The following is a 16,357-nucleotide window of genomic DNA, read 5'->3' on the forward strand; positions in this document are numbered from 1 at the left end:
TAACAACCAGCTGAGCAGTGTGACAATCCCAGAAAGTGTTACCATCATAGAGTCTGAGGCATTCGCTAACAACCAGCTGAATAGTGTGACGATCCCAGACAGCATCACTAGCATTGGAGATGGAGCTTTCTATAACAACCAACTGACCTCCGTTTCTATAGGAAACAGTATTACCAGAATTGGAGAGAGCGCATTCTACAACAACCAGCTGAACAGTGTGACGATACCAGACAGCGTTATCGGAATTGGTTGTGCTGCATTCTATGATAACCAGCTCACCTCCGTCTCTATAGGAAATAGCGTCACCAACATTAATTGCTTGGCGTTCGCTAATAACCAACTGAGCGACGTAACGATCCCAGACAGCGTTATAGACATTGGTTATGCTGCATTCTATGATAACCAACTGACCTCCGTCATCATAGGAAATAGCGTCACCATCATAGATTTTGAGGTCTTCGCTAACAACCAACTGAACAACGTGACGATACCAGACAGCATCACTAGCATTGGGAATAGGGCATTCTATAACAACCAACTGACCTCCGTCTCTATAGGAAACAGTGTTACCATGATTAGCTATAGTGCATTCGCTAACAACCAACTGAGCAGCGTGACGATCCCAGATAGCGTTACTAATATTGGTATTAGGGCATTTGCCGGAAACAATTTGAATGAAAGTGATATCATTCTTGGAGACGGCCATCCTTATTACTGGGTCTATAGAAACGATAAAACGGAAGTACAGGGTCATATTACTAGTGGGAATCAAGGTGTGCTGGTGATTCCAGACGGCGTCACCAAAATTGGAAATTTGGCATTTGCCGACAGTCAGCTGAGTAGCGTGACGATCCCAGACAGCGTCACTAGCATTGGGAATAGGGCATTCTATAACAACCAACTTAACAGCGTGACGATCCCAGATAGTGTCATCAGTATTGGGGCTCAAGCATTTGCTAACAACCAACTTAACAACGTGACGATCCCAGACAGCGTTACCCGCATTGGAGATAGGGCATTTTCCGGAAGTGATCTGAATGAGAGTGACGTAAGTCTTGGTGCTGGGTATCCTTACTATTGGATCTATGGAGACGATGAAACGAAAATTAAGGGTCATATTACTAGTGGGAATCAAGGTGTGCTGGTGATTCCAGACGGCGTCACCAGCATAGGGGATAGGGCATTTACTAGCAGCCAACTTACCTCCGTTACAATCCCGGACAGCGTCATTAGTATTGGAGATAGGGCATTTGCCGGAAATGATCTGAATGAGAGTGACGTGAGTCTTGGTGCCGGGCATCCTTACTATTGGATCTATGGAGATGATGAAACGGAAATAAGGGGTCATATTACTGATGGGAATCAAGGTGTGCTGGTGATTCCAGACGGCGTCACCAAAATTGTCGATGGTGCATTTACTAGCAGCCAACTTACCTCCGTTACAATCCCGAATAGTGTCATCAGCATTGGATATCAGGCATTTGCTAACAACCAACTGAGTAGTATAACGATCCCTGATAGTGTCACCAGCATTGGATATCAGGCATTTGCTAACAACCAACTGAGTAGTGTGACGATCCCAGATAGCGTCATCTACATTGATTATGAAGCATTCGTTAACAGGCAAGCCAGTCCATCCAAATTAACCATCAAAGGCACAATCAAATCTGCAGCTCAAACCTATGCCAATGAGAATGGGAATAGGTTTGTCTCGCAGTAATATGCTATAAATTTAAACATCTTCCCGAAACGCTTTTTGCTACTTTAGCAGAGGGCGTTTCTTTTATAAGCCTCCAACAAGAAAACATATCAAACACTCCGCGAAATACAACACCTTCTAAACAGACAATTAGAGTTTGAAGAATCTGAATGCAATCACAATATTCTACAAAAGAGATTTTCTTCATAAATCATGATTGATGCACACAACTCGTGTAAAGCTGTCCTCATTATAGGACTGGCGGAGTAAATGGACTTTGTCCACAGCAAACAGAAACGACCGGATAAAAAAACAATGGAAAATCGGTATTGGCACCGCCGAAGGCATTATGGCCGATACCCAGGTTCTTTTCGGGAAAGAAGACAACAAAACTTGGAACAGGCGTAAGATACCCAGTTGAAAATTCAAAAGCTGACCAAAGACATGGAAAAACTGAATTTTCATCAAGTACAGCTTGAGATTAAAGAAATTCCAATATGAACACCAAGGCCGTATCGAAAGGAGGCTGGCAAGACCGCTTTATGAAAACTTCTTAATCGTCAATAGCTACATAGAAAACAGAAGGTGAATTCCGACAAGAAAATATAGGAAAAATATAAGCCGTAAGCCCTAAAAATATAAAGAAGATCACAAACACGACAAAAATTGTGAATAAAAATGACAAAAATTGTCCAGACAAGCCACAAAAGCTATGCCATACTAATATAGTTAGCAAAATTCATCACTGCCTTATGAATTTTCTCTGTTGCTTTACTATAGAATGCCTCATAAAATTCCATGTTTAGATATAGAAATCTCAGTTCAAAATCAGAATAAATTTGTTATAACCCTTGTTGAGTATCCCTTTAGATAAAACAAAGCTATTAAACTAACCTTAACAAGAAGCGGTCAGCACCCCTTCAAAAAACTGATCACGCGAAGAACGACGTTTCTTATCTTCCAGGGAATAATCACACTTAAGCCTTTTATTCATCTGTTCCACACCGGTACGATCTTTATAAGCAATCATCCAAGCATCCGTGTTTCTGGGGACCTTGTTAAATACCTCAGATTGTCCTTTTCATAGGTATAAAAGACCCGACCATAATCACTGGGCGAACAATTGCGATCACACACTCCCCTGGCACATTATCCGATGGAAACCTGGGCAAACTCTTGGTAATCCTGGTGAGAAACCACATTTTGATTAAAAAATCACCATCTTGCTGAAAGATAGGCAATTATAGATGCCTTCAAGTGGCGATTGTGAAAAAAAGTTATACAACTTATTAAGGAGGGTCATCATGGCAAAATACGAACATACACTAACAGGTGATTTTGATGAAGTGCTTCAACAATTAGAAAATGATATTAGTGGTAATGGAATCTCCATGAACTTGGTGGATGCAAGTACTTACAGTTGTGGAGATATTAACATTGTAACCCGAGTGTATGACAAGTTTTTTATGCGAAACAAAAGCAGGGCAAGCTTAAGTTTGACTATTGTTGATGATGGAATGAATATTTTTGTTTCTGCAATAGGAGCGGGGGGAGGACAAGGGGCTATTTTCAACTTCGACTGGGGCATAGAAAGCGAAATGGTAGCAATAGTTAAAGAAAGCTTGAATCGAATAAATCAAACTTCGAAGGAGGAGGTCATTTGATAGATTCTTTTTCAGAAACTTTGATACTTGATAGGATTTATTGGTATTTAGCCATACCCTTTACCGTATTGCTAGTAATTCAACTAATCGCTACTTTTGCAGGGCTTGGTGGTGAAATGGATTTCGAAATTGGCGACAGTGATATCGATATTGATATTGATATCACTGAAGAAGGAGATTCCAAGTCAGGATTACAGTATTTTACTGTGAGAAATTTCATTGCTTTTTTTGCCGTATTCGGATGGTCTGGAATTACTTTTTCTCATGCTGGGCTTGGACAATTCACTACTATCCTTTTGTCCACAGTACTTGGTACTGCTATCCTGCTGATTGTGTCGGGTTTGTTTTACTCTATATCGAAACTTGCTCATAACGGCACTATGAACATACAAAAAGCAAAAGGTGCTACCGGAGAAGTATATCTGCCTATTCCACCAGGAAAAAAAGGGGTAGGAAAGGTTAGTATCACCTTCCAAGATTCTTTAAGAGAATTAGATGCCATGACAGATGAGGAGGAGATAATCCCAAGAGGAACAATGGTTGTAGTAACTGATATTGTAAGTAGTAGTGTTCTATTAGTAGAAAAATTAAACAGGAGGAATGATTAAAATGGGTCCACAATTAGGAGTTGTGTTATTAACGGTTATTGTAGTAATTATCTTTGGGACAATCGCTGCATTCTTTACAAGGTATAAAAAGTGTCCGTCCGATAAAGTTTTAGTTGTATATGGTAAAGTAGGAAAAGCCGGAGACGAAAACAGATCTTCAAAATGCATCCATGGTGGGGCATCCTTTATATGGCCATTAATCCAGAGTTCTGCATTTTTAGATCTTACACCTTTGTCTATAGAAGTAAACCTTCAAAATGCTCTTAGTAAACAAAATATAAGGGTGGATGTCCCTTCAAGATTCACAGTGGGAATTTCAACCGAACCTGGTGTAATGCAAAACGCAGCCGAACGTCTACTAGGTTTAGGTCTTGCAGAAATCCAGGAATTAGCAAAAGATATTATTTTCGGTCAATTGCGATTAGTTATTGCAACAATGGATATTGAGGAAATAAACACAGATCGTGATAAATTTTTAGATGCTGTTTCGAGCAATGTGGAAACAGAGCTTAAAAAGATAGGACTTCGTCTAATCAATGTAAACGTAACAGATATTAACGATGAATCCGGATATATACATGCTTTAGGAAAAGAAGCGGCTGCTAAGGCTGTAAATGATGCCAAAAAGAGTGTTGCTGAAAAAGATAGAGATGGGTCTATTGGTGAAGCACAAGCCAGAAGAGATCAGAGGGTTAAAGTAGCGGAAGCAGATGCTACGGCTGTTGAAGGTGAGAATAAGTCCAAAATTACGGTCGCTAACTCTGAAGCAGAGAAAAGAGAGAAGAGTGCGGAAGCAGAAAGAAAAGCAAGTGCTGCCGAAAAGGTTCAATCTGCAAAAGCATTGGAAGAAGCTTACTCTGCTGAGGAAGAAGCTGAAAAATCCAGAGCTAAAAGAGAAAAAGCTACAAAAGAAGCCGATGTGCTTGTTCATGCAGAAGTTCAAAAACAAAAACTTGAAATTGAATCGGAAGCACATGCCGAAGAGTTACGAAGAACCGCTAGAGGTGAAGCTGACGCTATCTTCAGTAAAATGGATGCACAAGCTAAAGGAACCAAAGAAATGCTTGAGAAACAAGCCGAAGGTTACCAAAAACTTGTCGAAGCCGCAGGAGGCATTCCTGAAAAGGCCGTAATGCTTATGATCGCAGAACGACTTCCAGAGCTGGTGAAAATACAAGTAGAAGCTATTAAAGGAATACAAATTGATAAAGTAACCGTCTGGGATAACATGGGTGGCGGAAAAGATGGAGGCAAACCAGCTACTGCCAACTTTTTATCAGGAATGATGCAGTCGTTACCACCTCTGCAGGACGTATTTAACAGCGCCGGATTAGATCTGCCAAATTATCTTTTACAAAACAAAGAAAGTCATGAATCACCTGTTAATTCCAACGAAACAATTCAGGATGAAGATACAGAAAACAAGGAAAAATAAGATTGTTTAAGTAACATAAAGAGAGGACGCTTATTGCGTCCTCTCTTTATGTCCTGACAAGTAATCGTCCACCTATATTACGAGCAAACGCTTCTTCCACCTCTATACAACCATAGAGATATTCAAAAAAATTAGGCTTCTGGTTGCTGGAAAGGCACTTTTCGAATATATCCTTTTCCAAAAGGAGTCAGGATAGACAGCCCAATAAAAAATAAAAGAATCCCAAAATACCAATTATAAGGAATAATTTCCACCGGGCTGATCAGCCCATCCGTAAAGCTTGCTACTACCAACAACTGGGCCCCATAAGGGATTAAGCCCTGTACCGTACAAGCGCATACGTCCAGCAAAGAAGCTGACCGACGAGGATCCACATCAAACTCATTTGATATTTCTTTTGCCAGTTTACCACTAATTAAAATGGCTACGGTATTATTAGCTGTGGCCATATTGGTAAGGCCTGCCAGACATCCAATACCCAATTCGGCGCTTTTTTTCCCTTTGATTTTAGAACGAATATTATAAATAATCCATTCCAGACCACCTTTTTCCGAAACCATATGAGCCAGACCACCCGTTAACATAGAAAGAAGAAAAATATCGATCATTCCTGTAAATCCTTCATAAGTTGTCTGCACAAAGCTTAATCCTGTAAAATCTCCATAAAATAAGCCAATTCCTCCTGCAATCACAATGCCTCCGGTGAGGACGGCAAAAACGTTGATTCCTTTTAAGGCCGCTCCTAGTACAAATAAATACGGCAGAATTTTTATGAGGTGATAGTGATACTGTTCCGCTTCTGGCAATTGATCCGGCCTTCCCAGTACAAGCATTACCACTAAGGTAACCATGGCAGCCGGGAAAACAAACCCTGCATTTGCTCTAAACTTATCCTTCATCGAAACCCCTTGGGTTCTGGTTGCCGCAATAGTAGTATCGGAAATAATCGATAAATTATCTCCCAGCATTGCCCCACCAATTAAAGCACCCAAGACCATCGGTAAATTAAGGCCACCTTTTTCTGCCAGTGATACAGCAATAGGTCCAACCGCCACAACGGTTCCCATGGATGTTCCAGTAGAAATTCCAATAAAAGCAGATATGACAAAGACACCGGCTACAATGAAATTAACAGGAATCAGCGTCAATCCTAAGTTGACCGTTGAAGCTACGCCTCCCATAGCTTCAGCTACAGAAGAAAATGCACCTGCCAAGAGATAAATCAGACACATAATAATGATGTTTTCACTACCGCAGCCTTTCACAAAAAGGTCAAATTTCTCATCTAAAGAACCTTTCATAATAAAAAAGGCCACTACCACCCCAATAGCCGCTGCAATAGGTGCTGGGAACTGATAAAAAGCCATGGGCACTCCAGCGATCTGCAAAATAATACCTGCACTCAAATATACCATTACAAATACAATTAATGGCACTAAGGCACTAAAACTACCTTTATTGATGTCGTTTTTCATCTAATTGTCCTCCTAAATTGTTTGAATAGGATATTTCCCATAATGCCAGGCTGCTTCCATAAACATTTCTATTTTTTCAATAGGTGTGTTCATGGGTATCTGACATCCTGTGCTTAAAATATATCCTTTCGGCGAATCGTGGCCTTTTCGGATGCATTCCTTTACGGACTCAAAAATCTTTTCTTTTGAACCAAAGTGAAGTACCTCCACTGGTGGAAGATTTCCGGTAATAATGACCTCTTTCCCCATTATTTCTTTGGCTTCTTCCAGATCTTCCACATTATCAATACTAAAATTTGAAATTCCTGCCTGCACTACATCTTCCCAAAGCCGTTTGCTTTTGCCACAAATATGGATTCCTGGAGCCCCGCCTGTTTTTTCTTTTATCTCATCGATATTCTTTTTCAAATAAGGAATCGAAAAAGCTCTAAACTGTTTGGGACTCATTAAACTCGTTGAAGACACAGGATCTGCAAAGCCTATGGATACCCCTAATTTGGCTACTTCTTGGATGTATCGATTATTCGACTCCGTCACTACTTCCATGACTTCATGCAAAGCTTCCGGCTTTTTTACCATCCACCGCAGTAACGTTTCGGTACCAATAATAGAAGCAGCCACACTAATGGGCCCTGACATGGCCGCCGATACATCCACTTCATGACCAATGGCATTTTGTGTTAATTCAATGGCCTTGATCAGTAAAGGTAGTTTGCCATCTTTTAACGGATCTGCCGGCTTTAAACCATGAATTTCTTCTTCTGATTGAATGGCTGGTGCTTTTAAGAAAGAAATATTGTTTTTAGGATACCCTACCTGTGCACCCATGGCTTCTGCCACCCCCCTAAGGCTGGTGGAGATGCTGACAGAGTCGTGTCTGAGTCTCTTAAACAATTGAATTTCCAATTCCGCCATCAAGGTAGCTGAATGATAGTAATCGTCTGCATTGATTCCAAGAAAAGGGGTCATGGTCACCCCCATATCTGGAACCGTAATCACCCGATCGATGGCTTCGCCTCTGGAAAAGGCAGCAACTCGTTCCTTCGGTGTCATTTCCTCCTTCATGCTACCCCTCCTTTCTTATTTGTTTGTTGTCCTGCCACCAAATACCAATTGTAGCATAAGCCTCGCCTTTCGTTAAATTAATATTCTGAATCAAATCTTCCTTCCTGATGGAGAAATGTAATAGATGTCCTTCTTCCTCTTCCTTTAATCTTCTAGCTTTGGAAATTCCAGAGAATCTCTGAAAAGTTTTTCATAATTAGGATGGGTGCTTAATTCTTTGTATTGAATTTCCTGAGCTAGTTTTTCCATTGCCTTTCGTGTATCAACAGCCATCAAGGCCATGTAAGCTCCGGTCTTAGAAGTGTTGCCTCCATAGCTGATTTTATGCTTCGTTTCTCTGGGCAAAATCCCAGTTTTGACTAAATGATCCGCTGACAAATGTGCCCCAAATTGTCCAGCTACAATGATTTCATCTAATTGATCCATGGTAATTCCCGCCTGATCCAAAAGAGCATAGAAGCCTGACAGAAGAGCCCCTTTGGCTAATTGAACCTGCCGAATATCCGATTGGGTAATATAAATGGGTTGATTGCCGTCGGCTATTAGAAACTCCCGCTTTTTTCCATTGACTTGAAGTCGATGGTACAAAGGATGCTCTTCTTCCAGCTCTGTTTTTTTAATAAACGCACCATTTTTCTTTACCATCCCACTCCGCAACAATTCTTTCGTAGCGGCTAGAATCCCGCTTCCGCAAAGCCCCACCGGTTCTGCATTTTCAATGACTTTCAATTTGATTCCCGAAGAATCTATTTCAATATCTTCAATGGCTCCTTTAGCCGCCCTCATTCCGCTGCTGATATTCATGCCTTCCAAGGCCGGTCCGGCAGCGCAGGAGCAAGCACTTAATTTCCCCTCATGAGACAAAACCATTTCTCCATTGGTACCAATATCAATGAGTAAAGTAGTTTCTTTTCTCTTCTGCAATTGACATGAAAAAACCCCTGCAACAATGTCCGCTCCTATATAAGCCGAAACAGAGGGCAAACAATAGATATTCATAGCCGGCAATTTTTGGAATCCAATAGCCGCTGCCTTCAACTCTTTTGACATTGTAAAGGCAGGTGCATAGGGAGAAATTCCAATAGATTCTGCCTTGATTCCCAGCAATGTATGTAGCATAGTGGTATTCGCCGCCACGGTCATTTCATATAGGTAAGCTGGATTGATGTGAAGTGTTTGACAAAGATTGATAATGGATTCCTCCAGCTTTTCTACAAGGGTTTTTTGCATTTCCTCTACGGCTGTTTTCGGGTTTTCAATTTGATAGGTAATTCGTGTTAACACATCAGAACCATAGCGATGCTGAGGATTGATCATAGAAGTAACACCCACCTCTGCACCAGTTCTGATATTCACTAGGGAAACCGCCATCGTTGTTGTTCCTATATCCACGGCAATACCATAAAGTTGGTCCGCTGTATCGCCTTTTTCCAACTGGTAGCAATGGCCATGGCGGCATACGATGGTTTGTATTTCCTGATAAGAAGGCACTTGTTGTAATAGCTCCCAGTCAAGGCTTTGTGCCTTTGCTGCCTTCAGTAAGCTCTCTTCCATAGACATTTGATTCTCTAAGCTTGGTCGTTGCACCTGTATTTTCTTTTTTTCTATTGACGGATTAAATTCAAATTCTGGTAATGCTCCTTGGGTTAACACCTGACAAGTCGATTCTTTCCCTAAGGTTTCTACCGTAATTTCCGACAAAGGATAGATTAAACAGGCTAGGCGTATGCCTTCTGTCAATTCTCTGGAGGACAAATGCTGCTTTTCTGTTTCCGTTAAATCCGTCACGTCACCTTTTATCAGTCGGACTCGACACTTTCTGCAGGTTCCTTTCCCATTGCAGGGATGATCGATAAAGATATGATGTTCTATTAGCTGTGTCATGAGATTTTTTTGAGGATCCATTTTAATACGTCTATTGAGATTTTGAATTAAAATTTCTTGCATCCTATCGCCCACCATCTTTAAGGCTTTTCAACATAGCTTGGACATTTTCCAGTGGCGAGTTCATGCCAAGGCCACAAGCCGGTGAGATTATATCCGCCCCGGAACGAAGGCAATTTTGGGTTAAGCTCATGACTTTATCCGGTGTTGAAAATTCAATGGAAAAGGTGCTGACATTTCCCATCACCAACCTATCAGGCAGGTTTTTTTTCGCATCCTTCATGGCCACCACCGAATCAAAACTAAGGACATCACTCTTCACCAGGTCTACTTGAGGGTATACTTGTTTCATCTGACCACAAATATGAACAATACTGGCGGCTCCTTTGTCTCGAATCGACTGCACCAACTGGTTCAGATAAGGAACCGTAAACTCTTGGAAAAGTTTTGGGCCCATGATTTCGCCCGTACCGCTGGGGTCTGAAATTGCAATGACATCTGCTCCAGCTTCCACCTGATGAAGGGCAAATTGAGTCAGTTTTTCTGTCACAAAGGCCATCATTTCATGAGCCTTGGAATTCTTTTTCCGTAATTCTTTGTAAAATACCACCGGCTCCATCACAGAACTGGCTGTACTGATAGGGCCCGTAATATTTCCAATCAGCGGCACCTCTGGATTTTTTTCTTTTAAAATTTGTAAAGCCTTTAGCACCACTTCCGACCTGCCACCTTCTGGTTTTGAGCTTTGAAGTGACCGCCAGTCGTCAACGGATTGAATCACATAATGAGTAACATGGGGTTCACAGTGATTGTCACCATAATCTACTAGGGCACCCATTTCTTCGGCTTCCACCGTCATACAAAAGGGAACGCCATAATTCTCAAAACAGTTTTCTTTGTATACCGCATCAGCAATTTCTGCCATCATCTTTGCATCCTGATGAGCTTCTATAAAGTTACTATTGCTTTTTTCTAACAGGTCGCTCACTACTAGGTTCATCATACCTCCTGGACAAATACAGGGAGGCCGGTCTATTTGCTCTCTGCTTAAAACAGCTTCTAAACGACTCTTAGGTGTCACCGTCCTACCTCCTCTCTGATTTTCTACCTTACTTTCAAGCTACTTGAATTAGTCTTTTCATCAATTTCACCGCTTCCACCGCATTGGTGGAATACCCATCGGCACCGATACTCTCTGCAAACTTTTTGGAAAGCGGGCCTCCACCAACAATCACTTTGACCTGATCCCGAATGCCAGCTTCTTCTAATAATTCAATAACCCTTTTCATTCCCTGCATCGTGGTTGTCATTAAGGTCGACATACAGATAAAGGTTGCTTTCTCTTGTTTTGCTGTTTCTACAAACTGTTGCAAGGGGACATCTCTGCCTAAATCTATCATATCAAAGCCTGCGGTTTCCAGCATGATTTTCACCAGATTTTTCCCTATATCATGGGTATCGCCTTCCACTACCCCAATCACTCCCTTATGCTTTATTTGATTGGCTGTTTCTTCTGGTAAATGGGGTCGTAAAAGTTCCAAGCCTTCGTACATGGCATCGGAACAAAGTAATATGTCTGTTACAAAATATTCTTCTTCATCAAAAAGGATGCTGGCGCGGTTCATCCCGTCTACCAAACCTTCCATAATGGCATCAAAGGCTGGAAATCCTGCCTCCAGATAGGCTTTACAGGTCTCTATTACTTCTTCCTCTTCCATTTCAACCACATGATCTGATAATTTCTTTAGAAATGCTTCTTTTGATAATTCCATATGATTACTCACTTTTTTCATCCTCCCAGGCTTAAACTATTATCGAAAGTTCTCAGGACTCAAAGGCCATTTTCCATACTACTATGATCCTCCACATTCCTTCAGACGAAGTCCTTTCAAGATTCTATTCTCTAAGTAAAAAGATCTGTTTTTAATACACATTTGACCCACAAAGTTAAAACTGGATACGGCCTCCAAGCATCCTTCACTGTAATGCATTGGTGCTGATAGGAAAAAATCTTCCCACTGGGCATATCCAGTGCCTACTAAGGCATAGGCGGTTTTAGGACATAAAATCATCATTGAGTTTTCTGATAACACTTGAGTGTCGATGGTTTTCATCAATGGGTAGGTGTATTGGGTAGCTATTTTTTCTGCCAAGTGAGGACCAATAATATTGGCACCGCCAACGGAATCTCCGTAGCTAAAAAGAGTCACACCATTTTTCTGAGCTTCTTGGATCAGCCGAAGGGTTTCTCCTCTTACAAAATCGAAAACAGCTTTCATCTGATCTGGTTTGCGTTTCAGTTCTTTAAATAAAACCCGGGCATCCATAAGGGTATTCAGAATAGTAAGGGGTCCTGACAGGTAAAGAATAACCTGCTCTCTTTGCTCTGCCAGCTTGTTACAAGCTTGTAACAGTTCCGATATTCTCCCTTGAGTAAAATTCATAGGCGGCAAAGCTAACAGGTCTTCTGCGCTCCGGCATACGGCTTCTCCACTACGTGTCCCAACGGTTTCATCTCCATATCGAATTCTCGCCCCAAGGGCTTCTCCTTCCACAGTATGGCAAAAGGGAAGTTCACAGTGAGGGCTTCCTGTATATTTTTTCACGGATAAAGCAATGTGCATCATGGTTTCACTTTCCTGATAAGCCTGGGGAAAAGAAAGGTTTAATTCATGGATGACTGGTTCTGGAAGGCCAGCCATATCATTGTTTTGACAGGGAAAATCATAGATTTTTTTCTCATGGAAATAGGTATGAATGGCTTCTTTTTCCAAGGAGGTGCCAATCAACGTAACCGCTGGAGGAATAACAGCTTCTCTCATTTCCCAATGAAATCGTTGTGGCGTATAATTAAAATGGATGGTTTTTCCCTCTGGTGTGGGTAAGTAGCCTTTGGCCCGACATACCTCCCCCCATTCCTTTTCAATGAATTTTGATTCCAACACTCGCAAATCTTCTTGAGTAAAAGGTTTTGCCTTTTTAAGAGTGGTTTTTTCCAACGCATCTGAACTATCCACGTTTTCCTGCCCACTGTCCAGGGATGAGGCTGTCTTCTTTGTCCTTAGCTGATTTTCCCTTAGAAAGGTTTCCAACAAGTCATTTTCCATGGTTAACCACTCTTCCTGAAGCATGAAGGCTTCTAGATTATGCTGGCGAAGCTTTCCGATGATTTGATCCATCTCTTCTGGTTTTTCCTTGTAAAACCGACTTAGCAGAATGATATCAGCGTGTTGAATTTGATCGGTATAAAAACTTCCCATGGATTGATGGTAATCATTAAAATCCTTGACATCTACTAAAACAATCACCGGCTGATAGTCAAAAACGATCTCTAATTGTGTTTCTATACGGCTTAATGCTTTTAGAATAGCCGATAAATGAGCAATGCCAGAGGGTTCTATCCAAATATGTTCTACTTTTTCTTCCTTCATTAGATACAAAACAGCCTTTTTCAGGTCCTTCGCAACGGTACAGCAAATACAGCCACCATAAACCTCCGTCACGCGAAAGTCTTTTTCAAATGCATATCCATCAATACTGACATCGCCAACTTCATTTTCAATAATACCTACTTTTTCTTGCGCAAGAGGCAGTATTTTTGTCAAAAATGTGGTTTTTCCAGCACCCAAGAAACCAGATACAATGCTTATTTTCATTTCAAAGCTCCTTTAAGTCTTTTTTACTTATGGAAAGATAGAGTTTTATCAATCCACCGTTAAGTGTACCACTTAACTCCTTTGGTATTCCAATAAAGATTGTTTATCTTTTTTTCTTCTCTCATTAATAATATCAATGTGAATCTTTTTCTTTTACGGTTACTCTCATAAAAAACAGTCTTAATCCACTTCAGAAAGTTATGATAATAAGCTCACCTCTTGCCAGTCCCCCCCCACTGGTTGTACAATAGGAGGTACAAGGAGAGAATTTGAATGAACTCGAAAAAACAAGTTTTAATCATCGCTGTTTATGCAGGAGAAATTATGTTAAAGAACGGTGCTGAAACCTACCGGGTGGAAGATACCATTACGAGGCTCTGTTATTCCAGAGGCTTTTCTTATGTAGAAACCTTTGTGATCCCTACCGGTATTTTTGTTAGTATTGATGCTAAAAACACGGAGGATAAAATGGCTTCTTATATAAAAAGGGTTCACGAAAGAAGCATCAACCTTCATAAGGTCGCTATGGTAAATGAATTTTCCAGAGCTTTTGTAAATCAAGATATTTCTATAGAAGAAGCAATGAATCAGTTAAAAAAAATTGACCATTGTTCCAGCTACCACATTGCTACCCGATCTTTTTTTGGTGGTGTGATCAGTGGTTTTTTTGCCTTGCTGTTTCAAGCTACACTTTTAGAAGCTTCCCTTGCTTTTGTCACCGGTTTGATCATTACTTGGTTTTTAACCAACCTGAATAGAGCAAAAATGCCCGTCTTCCTGGCTAATATTCTGGGTGGCTTTTTATTAGCAACCATCGCCAGCTTTTTCTCTTCTTTTTCTGCCCTCGTTGATATTGATAAGATTATCATTGGTGCCATTATGGTTATGGTTCCCGGAGTTGCTATTACTAACGCTATTCGTGATTCTATTCTGGGAGATCTACTTTCCGGATTGGCAAGAGCCGCCGAAGCTGTAATCATTGCTGTTTCCATCGCTTTTGGAGTAGGTGCTTCTTTGCAGATATGGCGGTTAGCTGAAAGGATGATCCTATGATTTATTTTCTTAATTTCATCTATGGATTTATGTGTTCTGTAGGTTTTGCCGTACTTTTTAATGTTCCCAAAGCTTCTGTTATAAAAGCTGGCTTCAGCGGTGGCGTGGGATGGGCCATTTATTATTCCATGGTTCAGCTGAATCTGTCCGTTGTTATTTCTACCCTTATTGCCTCCATGGGCATTGCCGTTCTGGGTGAATTCTTTGCTGTTATGGAAAAACAACCAGCCACCTTATATCTGGTGCCCGGCATTATTCCTTTAGTTCCTGGCTTTGGTGTTTATTATACAATGCTTTCCCTTTTAGAGCAAAACTACGAAAGAGCGATTCAACAGGGCGTGGAAGCTGTTTTAATTGCCGTCCTCATCGCTGCCGCTCTAACCATCGTTCTCTCTGTCAATACCTATCGAAAAAAGCGCCATGGATAAAAAAAGTATTATCCTTGACGCTTTTTTATTTCAGTTCCAATAGTTTATTGGACCATTCAATGGAATGCTGATATACATCAGACAGATTCAGTTCTTCTTTCCCATTTTTCAACATATCATCCCGACTGACCAACTTTCCCTTCTCAAAGTTCAAAATGAAATGAAGCATTTCCATCACTTTACCACCTTTTCGAAGCAACGCCTTTTCAACTTCAGGAGACAAGGGCAATTCTTCTGCCAGAATTTCAAAGGACTTACCCGTGATGGCATCTAGTTCAGAAAACAGGCCAGCCAAAAAGAAGTGGCTTTTTTTGTTCTTTTGATGCTCAGCAATCATTTCCATCATCTTTGCTCGAATCAGGCTATTGGTAATCATTTCACTATTTTGGTTGAATTTTACATCCTGTAACATCAAAATGTAGATCCATTTCCGTATGCTTTCCAGCCCAATCCTGACCATGGCTTCCTTCGCTGTATCAACAGGAAACTTCGAACCAAATTGGATGGTGTTAGCCAGTTTTAAAAATTTATAGGTCAGTGAAAGGTCATTCTCTATTTTTTGTGCAATCAGATCATAGTGAGGATCTTCTTTATTGAGTTCTTCAATCACCTGTAATAAGACTGGATTAAAAGGTTGTACTTCCTTCCCTTTCATCATAATAGGTTTACTGAAAAAGAAGCCCTGAAAAAGATGGTATCCATACCCTGCCAACTCATCAAATTCCTCTCTTGTTTCCACTCTTTCCACCAACAATATTTTGTTTCCATACTGCTGAACCAGTTTTTGATGTTCTGCCGGCGAATAGCTGCCATATTCCGTTTTAATAATGCTTGCCAAAGGAATCAGTTCTTCATAACCTTCTCGAAAAACAAAGTCATCCAGTGCTAAAAGATATCCTGCTTCCTTTAATTCCTGACAGGCTTCTACCAGTTCTTTGTCTATTTCAACATCTTCCAGTATTTCAACAACGATCAACTCCTTCGGCAAAAGCATAGGGATTTTGCTGACAATCAAATCTCTGGAGAAGTTAATAAAGAGCCTTTTATTACTGGAATATTCTTGTAGACCAATGCTTAGAAAGGTGTTGTTAATCAGTTCTGCCGTTGCTTCTGTGTGGTCTGTCCCCATAAACCGATTTTCTTCTGTTTTTCGATGCAGCAATTCATAGCCAAAAACTTCTTCCTTCCTAGTAAAAATAGGCTGACGAGCCGCATATACGTTCATCCTACCACCTCCGCAACTTTTGAATGCACTTAGGCACACCCCTCTTTTTTACTTCTAAAAAGGTCCTTACTTCTTCTAAAGATACCCTCACTTCTTTCAGTCAATCAGTTACTTCTTTTTCAAAAACACTTTTTTGTTTTCGTCAACACACTGAACCTTTCCCGT

General features: G+C 40.8%; 15 protein-coding genes. 7 read left to right on the forward strand and 8 right to left on the reverse strand.

Annotated elements, in window-relative coordinates:
• A partial coding sequence (locus BLV55_RS11935) for a leucine-rich repeat domain-containing protein (protein ID WP_093314756.1) occupies positions 1–1,720 on the forward strand: 1,720 nt, incomplete at its 5' end.
• A gap of 249 nt (positions 1,721–1,969) precedes the next feature.
• Positions 1,970–2,107, forward strand: a complete 138-nt coding sequence (locus BLV55_RS14645) for a hypothetical protein (RefSeq protein ID WP_176968405.1) — start codon at positions 1,970–1,972, stop codon at positions 2,105–2,107.
• 487 nt (positions 2,108–2,594) lie between these two features.
• Here BLV55_RS14645 and BLV55_RS14875 read toward each other — a convergent pair whose 3' ends face one another.
• A complete protein-coding gene (locus tag BLV55_RS14875) occupies positions 2,595–2,729 on the reverse strand; it encodes a hypothetical protein (protein WP_278280036.1) in 135 nt (44 codons plus the stop codon).
• A gap of 274 nt (positions 2,730–3,003) precedes the next feature.
• On the opposite strand from BLV55_RS14875, the gene BLV55_RS11940 reads away from it, so the two are divergent.
• Genes BLV55_RS11940 through BLV55_RS11950 form a run of 3 tightly spaced genes read left to right on the forward strand, consistent with a single transcriptional unit; the run spans position 3,004 to position 5,406 of the window.
• Positions 3,004–3,363, forward strand: a complete 360-nt coding sequence (locus BLV55_RS11940) for a DUF6054 family protein (RefSeq protein WP_093314758.1) — start codon at positions 3,004–3,006, stop codon at positions 3,361–3,363.
• The gene (locus BLV55_RS11945) at positions 3,360–3,971 is read left to right on the forward strand and encodes a hypothetical protein (RefSeq protein WP_093314760.1); all 612 of its coding nucleotides are present in this window, start codon (positions 3,360–3,362) and stop codon (positions 3,969–3,971) included. Before BLV55_RS11940 ends, BLV55_RS11945 begins: the two co-directional genes overlap by 4 nt.
• 1 nt (position 3,972) lies before the next feature.
• Entirely contained in the window at positions 3,973–5,406 is a 1,434-nt protein-coding gene (locus BLV55_RS11950) for a flotillin family protein (RefSeq protein ID WP_093314762.1), read from the forward strand.
• A 131-nt stretch (positions 5,407–5,537) separates the two neighbouring features.
• Here the strand turns inward: BLV55_RS11950 and BLV55_RS11955 are convergent, their stop codons facing one another.
• The 6 genes from BLV55_RS11955 to BLV55_RS11980 form a co-directional block, all read right to left on the reverse strand.
• Positions 5,538–6,881 carry a Na+/H+ antiporter NhaC family protein gene (locus BLV55_RS11955; RefSeq protein ID WP_093314764.1) on the reverse strand — a complete coding sequence of 448 codons (1,344 nt, stop codon included), beginning with the start codon at positions 6,879–6,881 and terminating at the stop codon, positions 5,538–5,540.
• A 12-nt stretch (positions 6,882–6,893) separates the two neighbouring features.
• Complete coding sequence (locus BLV55_RS11960) at positions 6,894–7,946, reverse strand: uroporphyrinogen decarboxylase family protein (protein ID WP_242870119.1); 1,053 nt, start codon at positions 7,944–7,946, stop codon at positions 6,894–6,896.
• Between the two features lie 144 nt (positions 7,947–8,090).
• On the reverse strand, positions 8,091–9,893 hold the full coding sequence (locus BLV55_RS11965; protein ID WP_093314766.1) for an ASKHA domain-containing protein: 1,803 nt from the start codon (positions 9,891–9,893) through the stop codon (positions 8,091–8,093).
• Position 9,894: 1 nt separating this feature from the next.
• Positions 9,895–10,911, reverse strand: a complete 1,017-nt coding sequence (locus BLV55_RS11970) for a uroporphyrinogen decarboxylase family protein (protein ID WP_093314768.1) — start codon at positions 10,909–10,911, stop codon at positions 9,895–9,897.
• A 34-nt stretch (positions 10,912–10,945) separates the two neighbouring features.
• A complete protein-coding gene (locus BLV55_RS11975) occupies positions 10,946–11,614 on the reverse strand; it encodes a corrinoid protein (RefSeq protein WP_330386619.1) in 669 nt (222 codons plus the stop codon).
• A gap of 69 nt (positions 11,615–11,683) precedes the next feature.
• The gene (locus tag BLV55_RS11980; protein ID WP_093314770.1) at positions 11,684–13,486 is read right to left on the reverse strand and encodes a GTP-binding protein; all 1,803 of its coding nucleotides are present in this window, start codon (positions 13,484–13,486) and stop codon (positions 11,684–11,686) included.
• A gap of 273 nt (positions 13,487–13,759) precedes the next feature.
• On the opposite strand from BLV55_RS11980, the gene BLV55_RS11985 reads away from it, so the two are divergent.
• Both BLV55_RS11985 and BLV55_RS11990 read left to right on the forward strand, forming a co-directional pair.
• A complete protein-coding gene (locus BLV55_RS11985) occupies positions 13,760–14,539 on the forward strand; it encodes a threonine/serine exporter family protein (protein ID WP_093314772.1) in 780 nt (259 codons plus the stop codon).
• Positions 14,536–14,967, forward strand: coding sequence for a threonine/serine exporter family protein (locus BLV55_RS11990; protein ID WP_093314774.1), 432 nt, complete (start codon positions 14,536–14,538; stop codon positions 14,965–14,967). The genes BLV55_RS11985 and BLV55_RS11990 overlap by 4 nt, the downstream gene beginning before the upstream one ends.
• A gap of 25 nt (positions 14,968–14,992) precedes the next feature.
• Here the strand turns inward: BLV55_RS11990 and BLV55_RS11995 are convergent, their stop codons facing one another.
• The gene (locus tag BLV55_RS11995; protein ID WP_093314776.1) at positions 14,993–16,192 is read right to left on the reverse strand and encodes an EAL and HDOD domain-containing protein; all 1,200 of its coding nucleotides are present in this window, start codon (positions 16,190–16,192) and stop codon (positions 14,993–14,995) included.
• Positions 16,193–16,357 lie beyond the last annotated feature (165 nt).

The organism is Tindallia californiensis (assembly GCF_900107405.1).
Taxonomy (GTDB): Bacteria; Bacillota; Clostridia; order Peptostreptococcales; family Tindalliaceae; genus Tindallia; species Tindallia californiensis.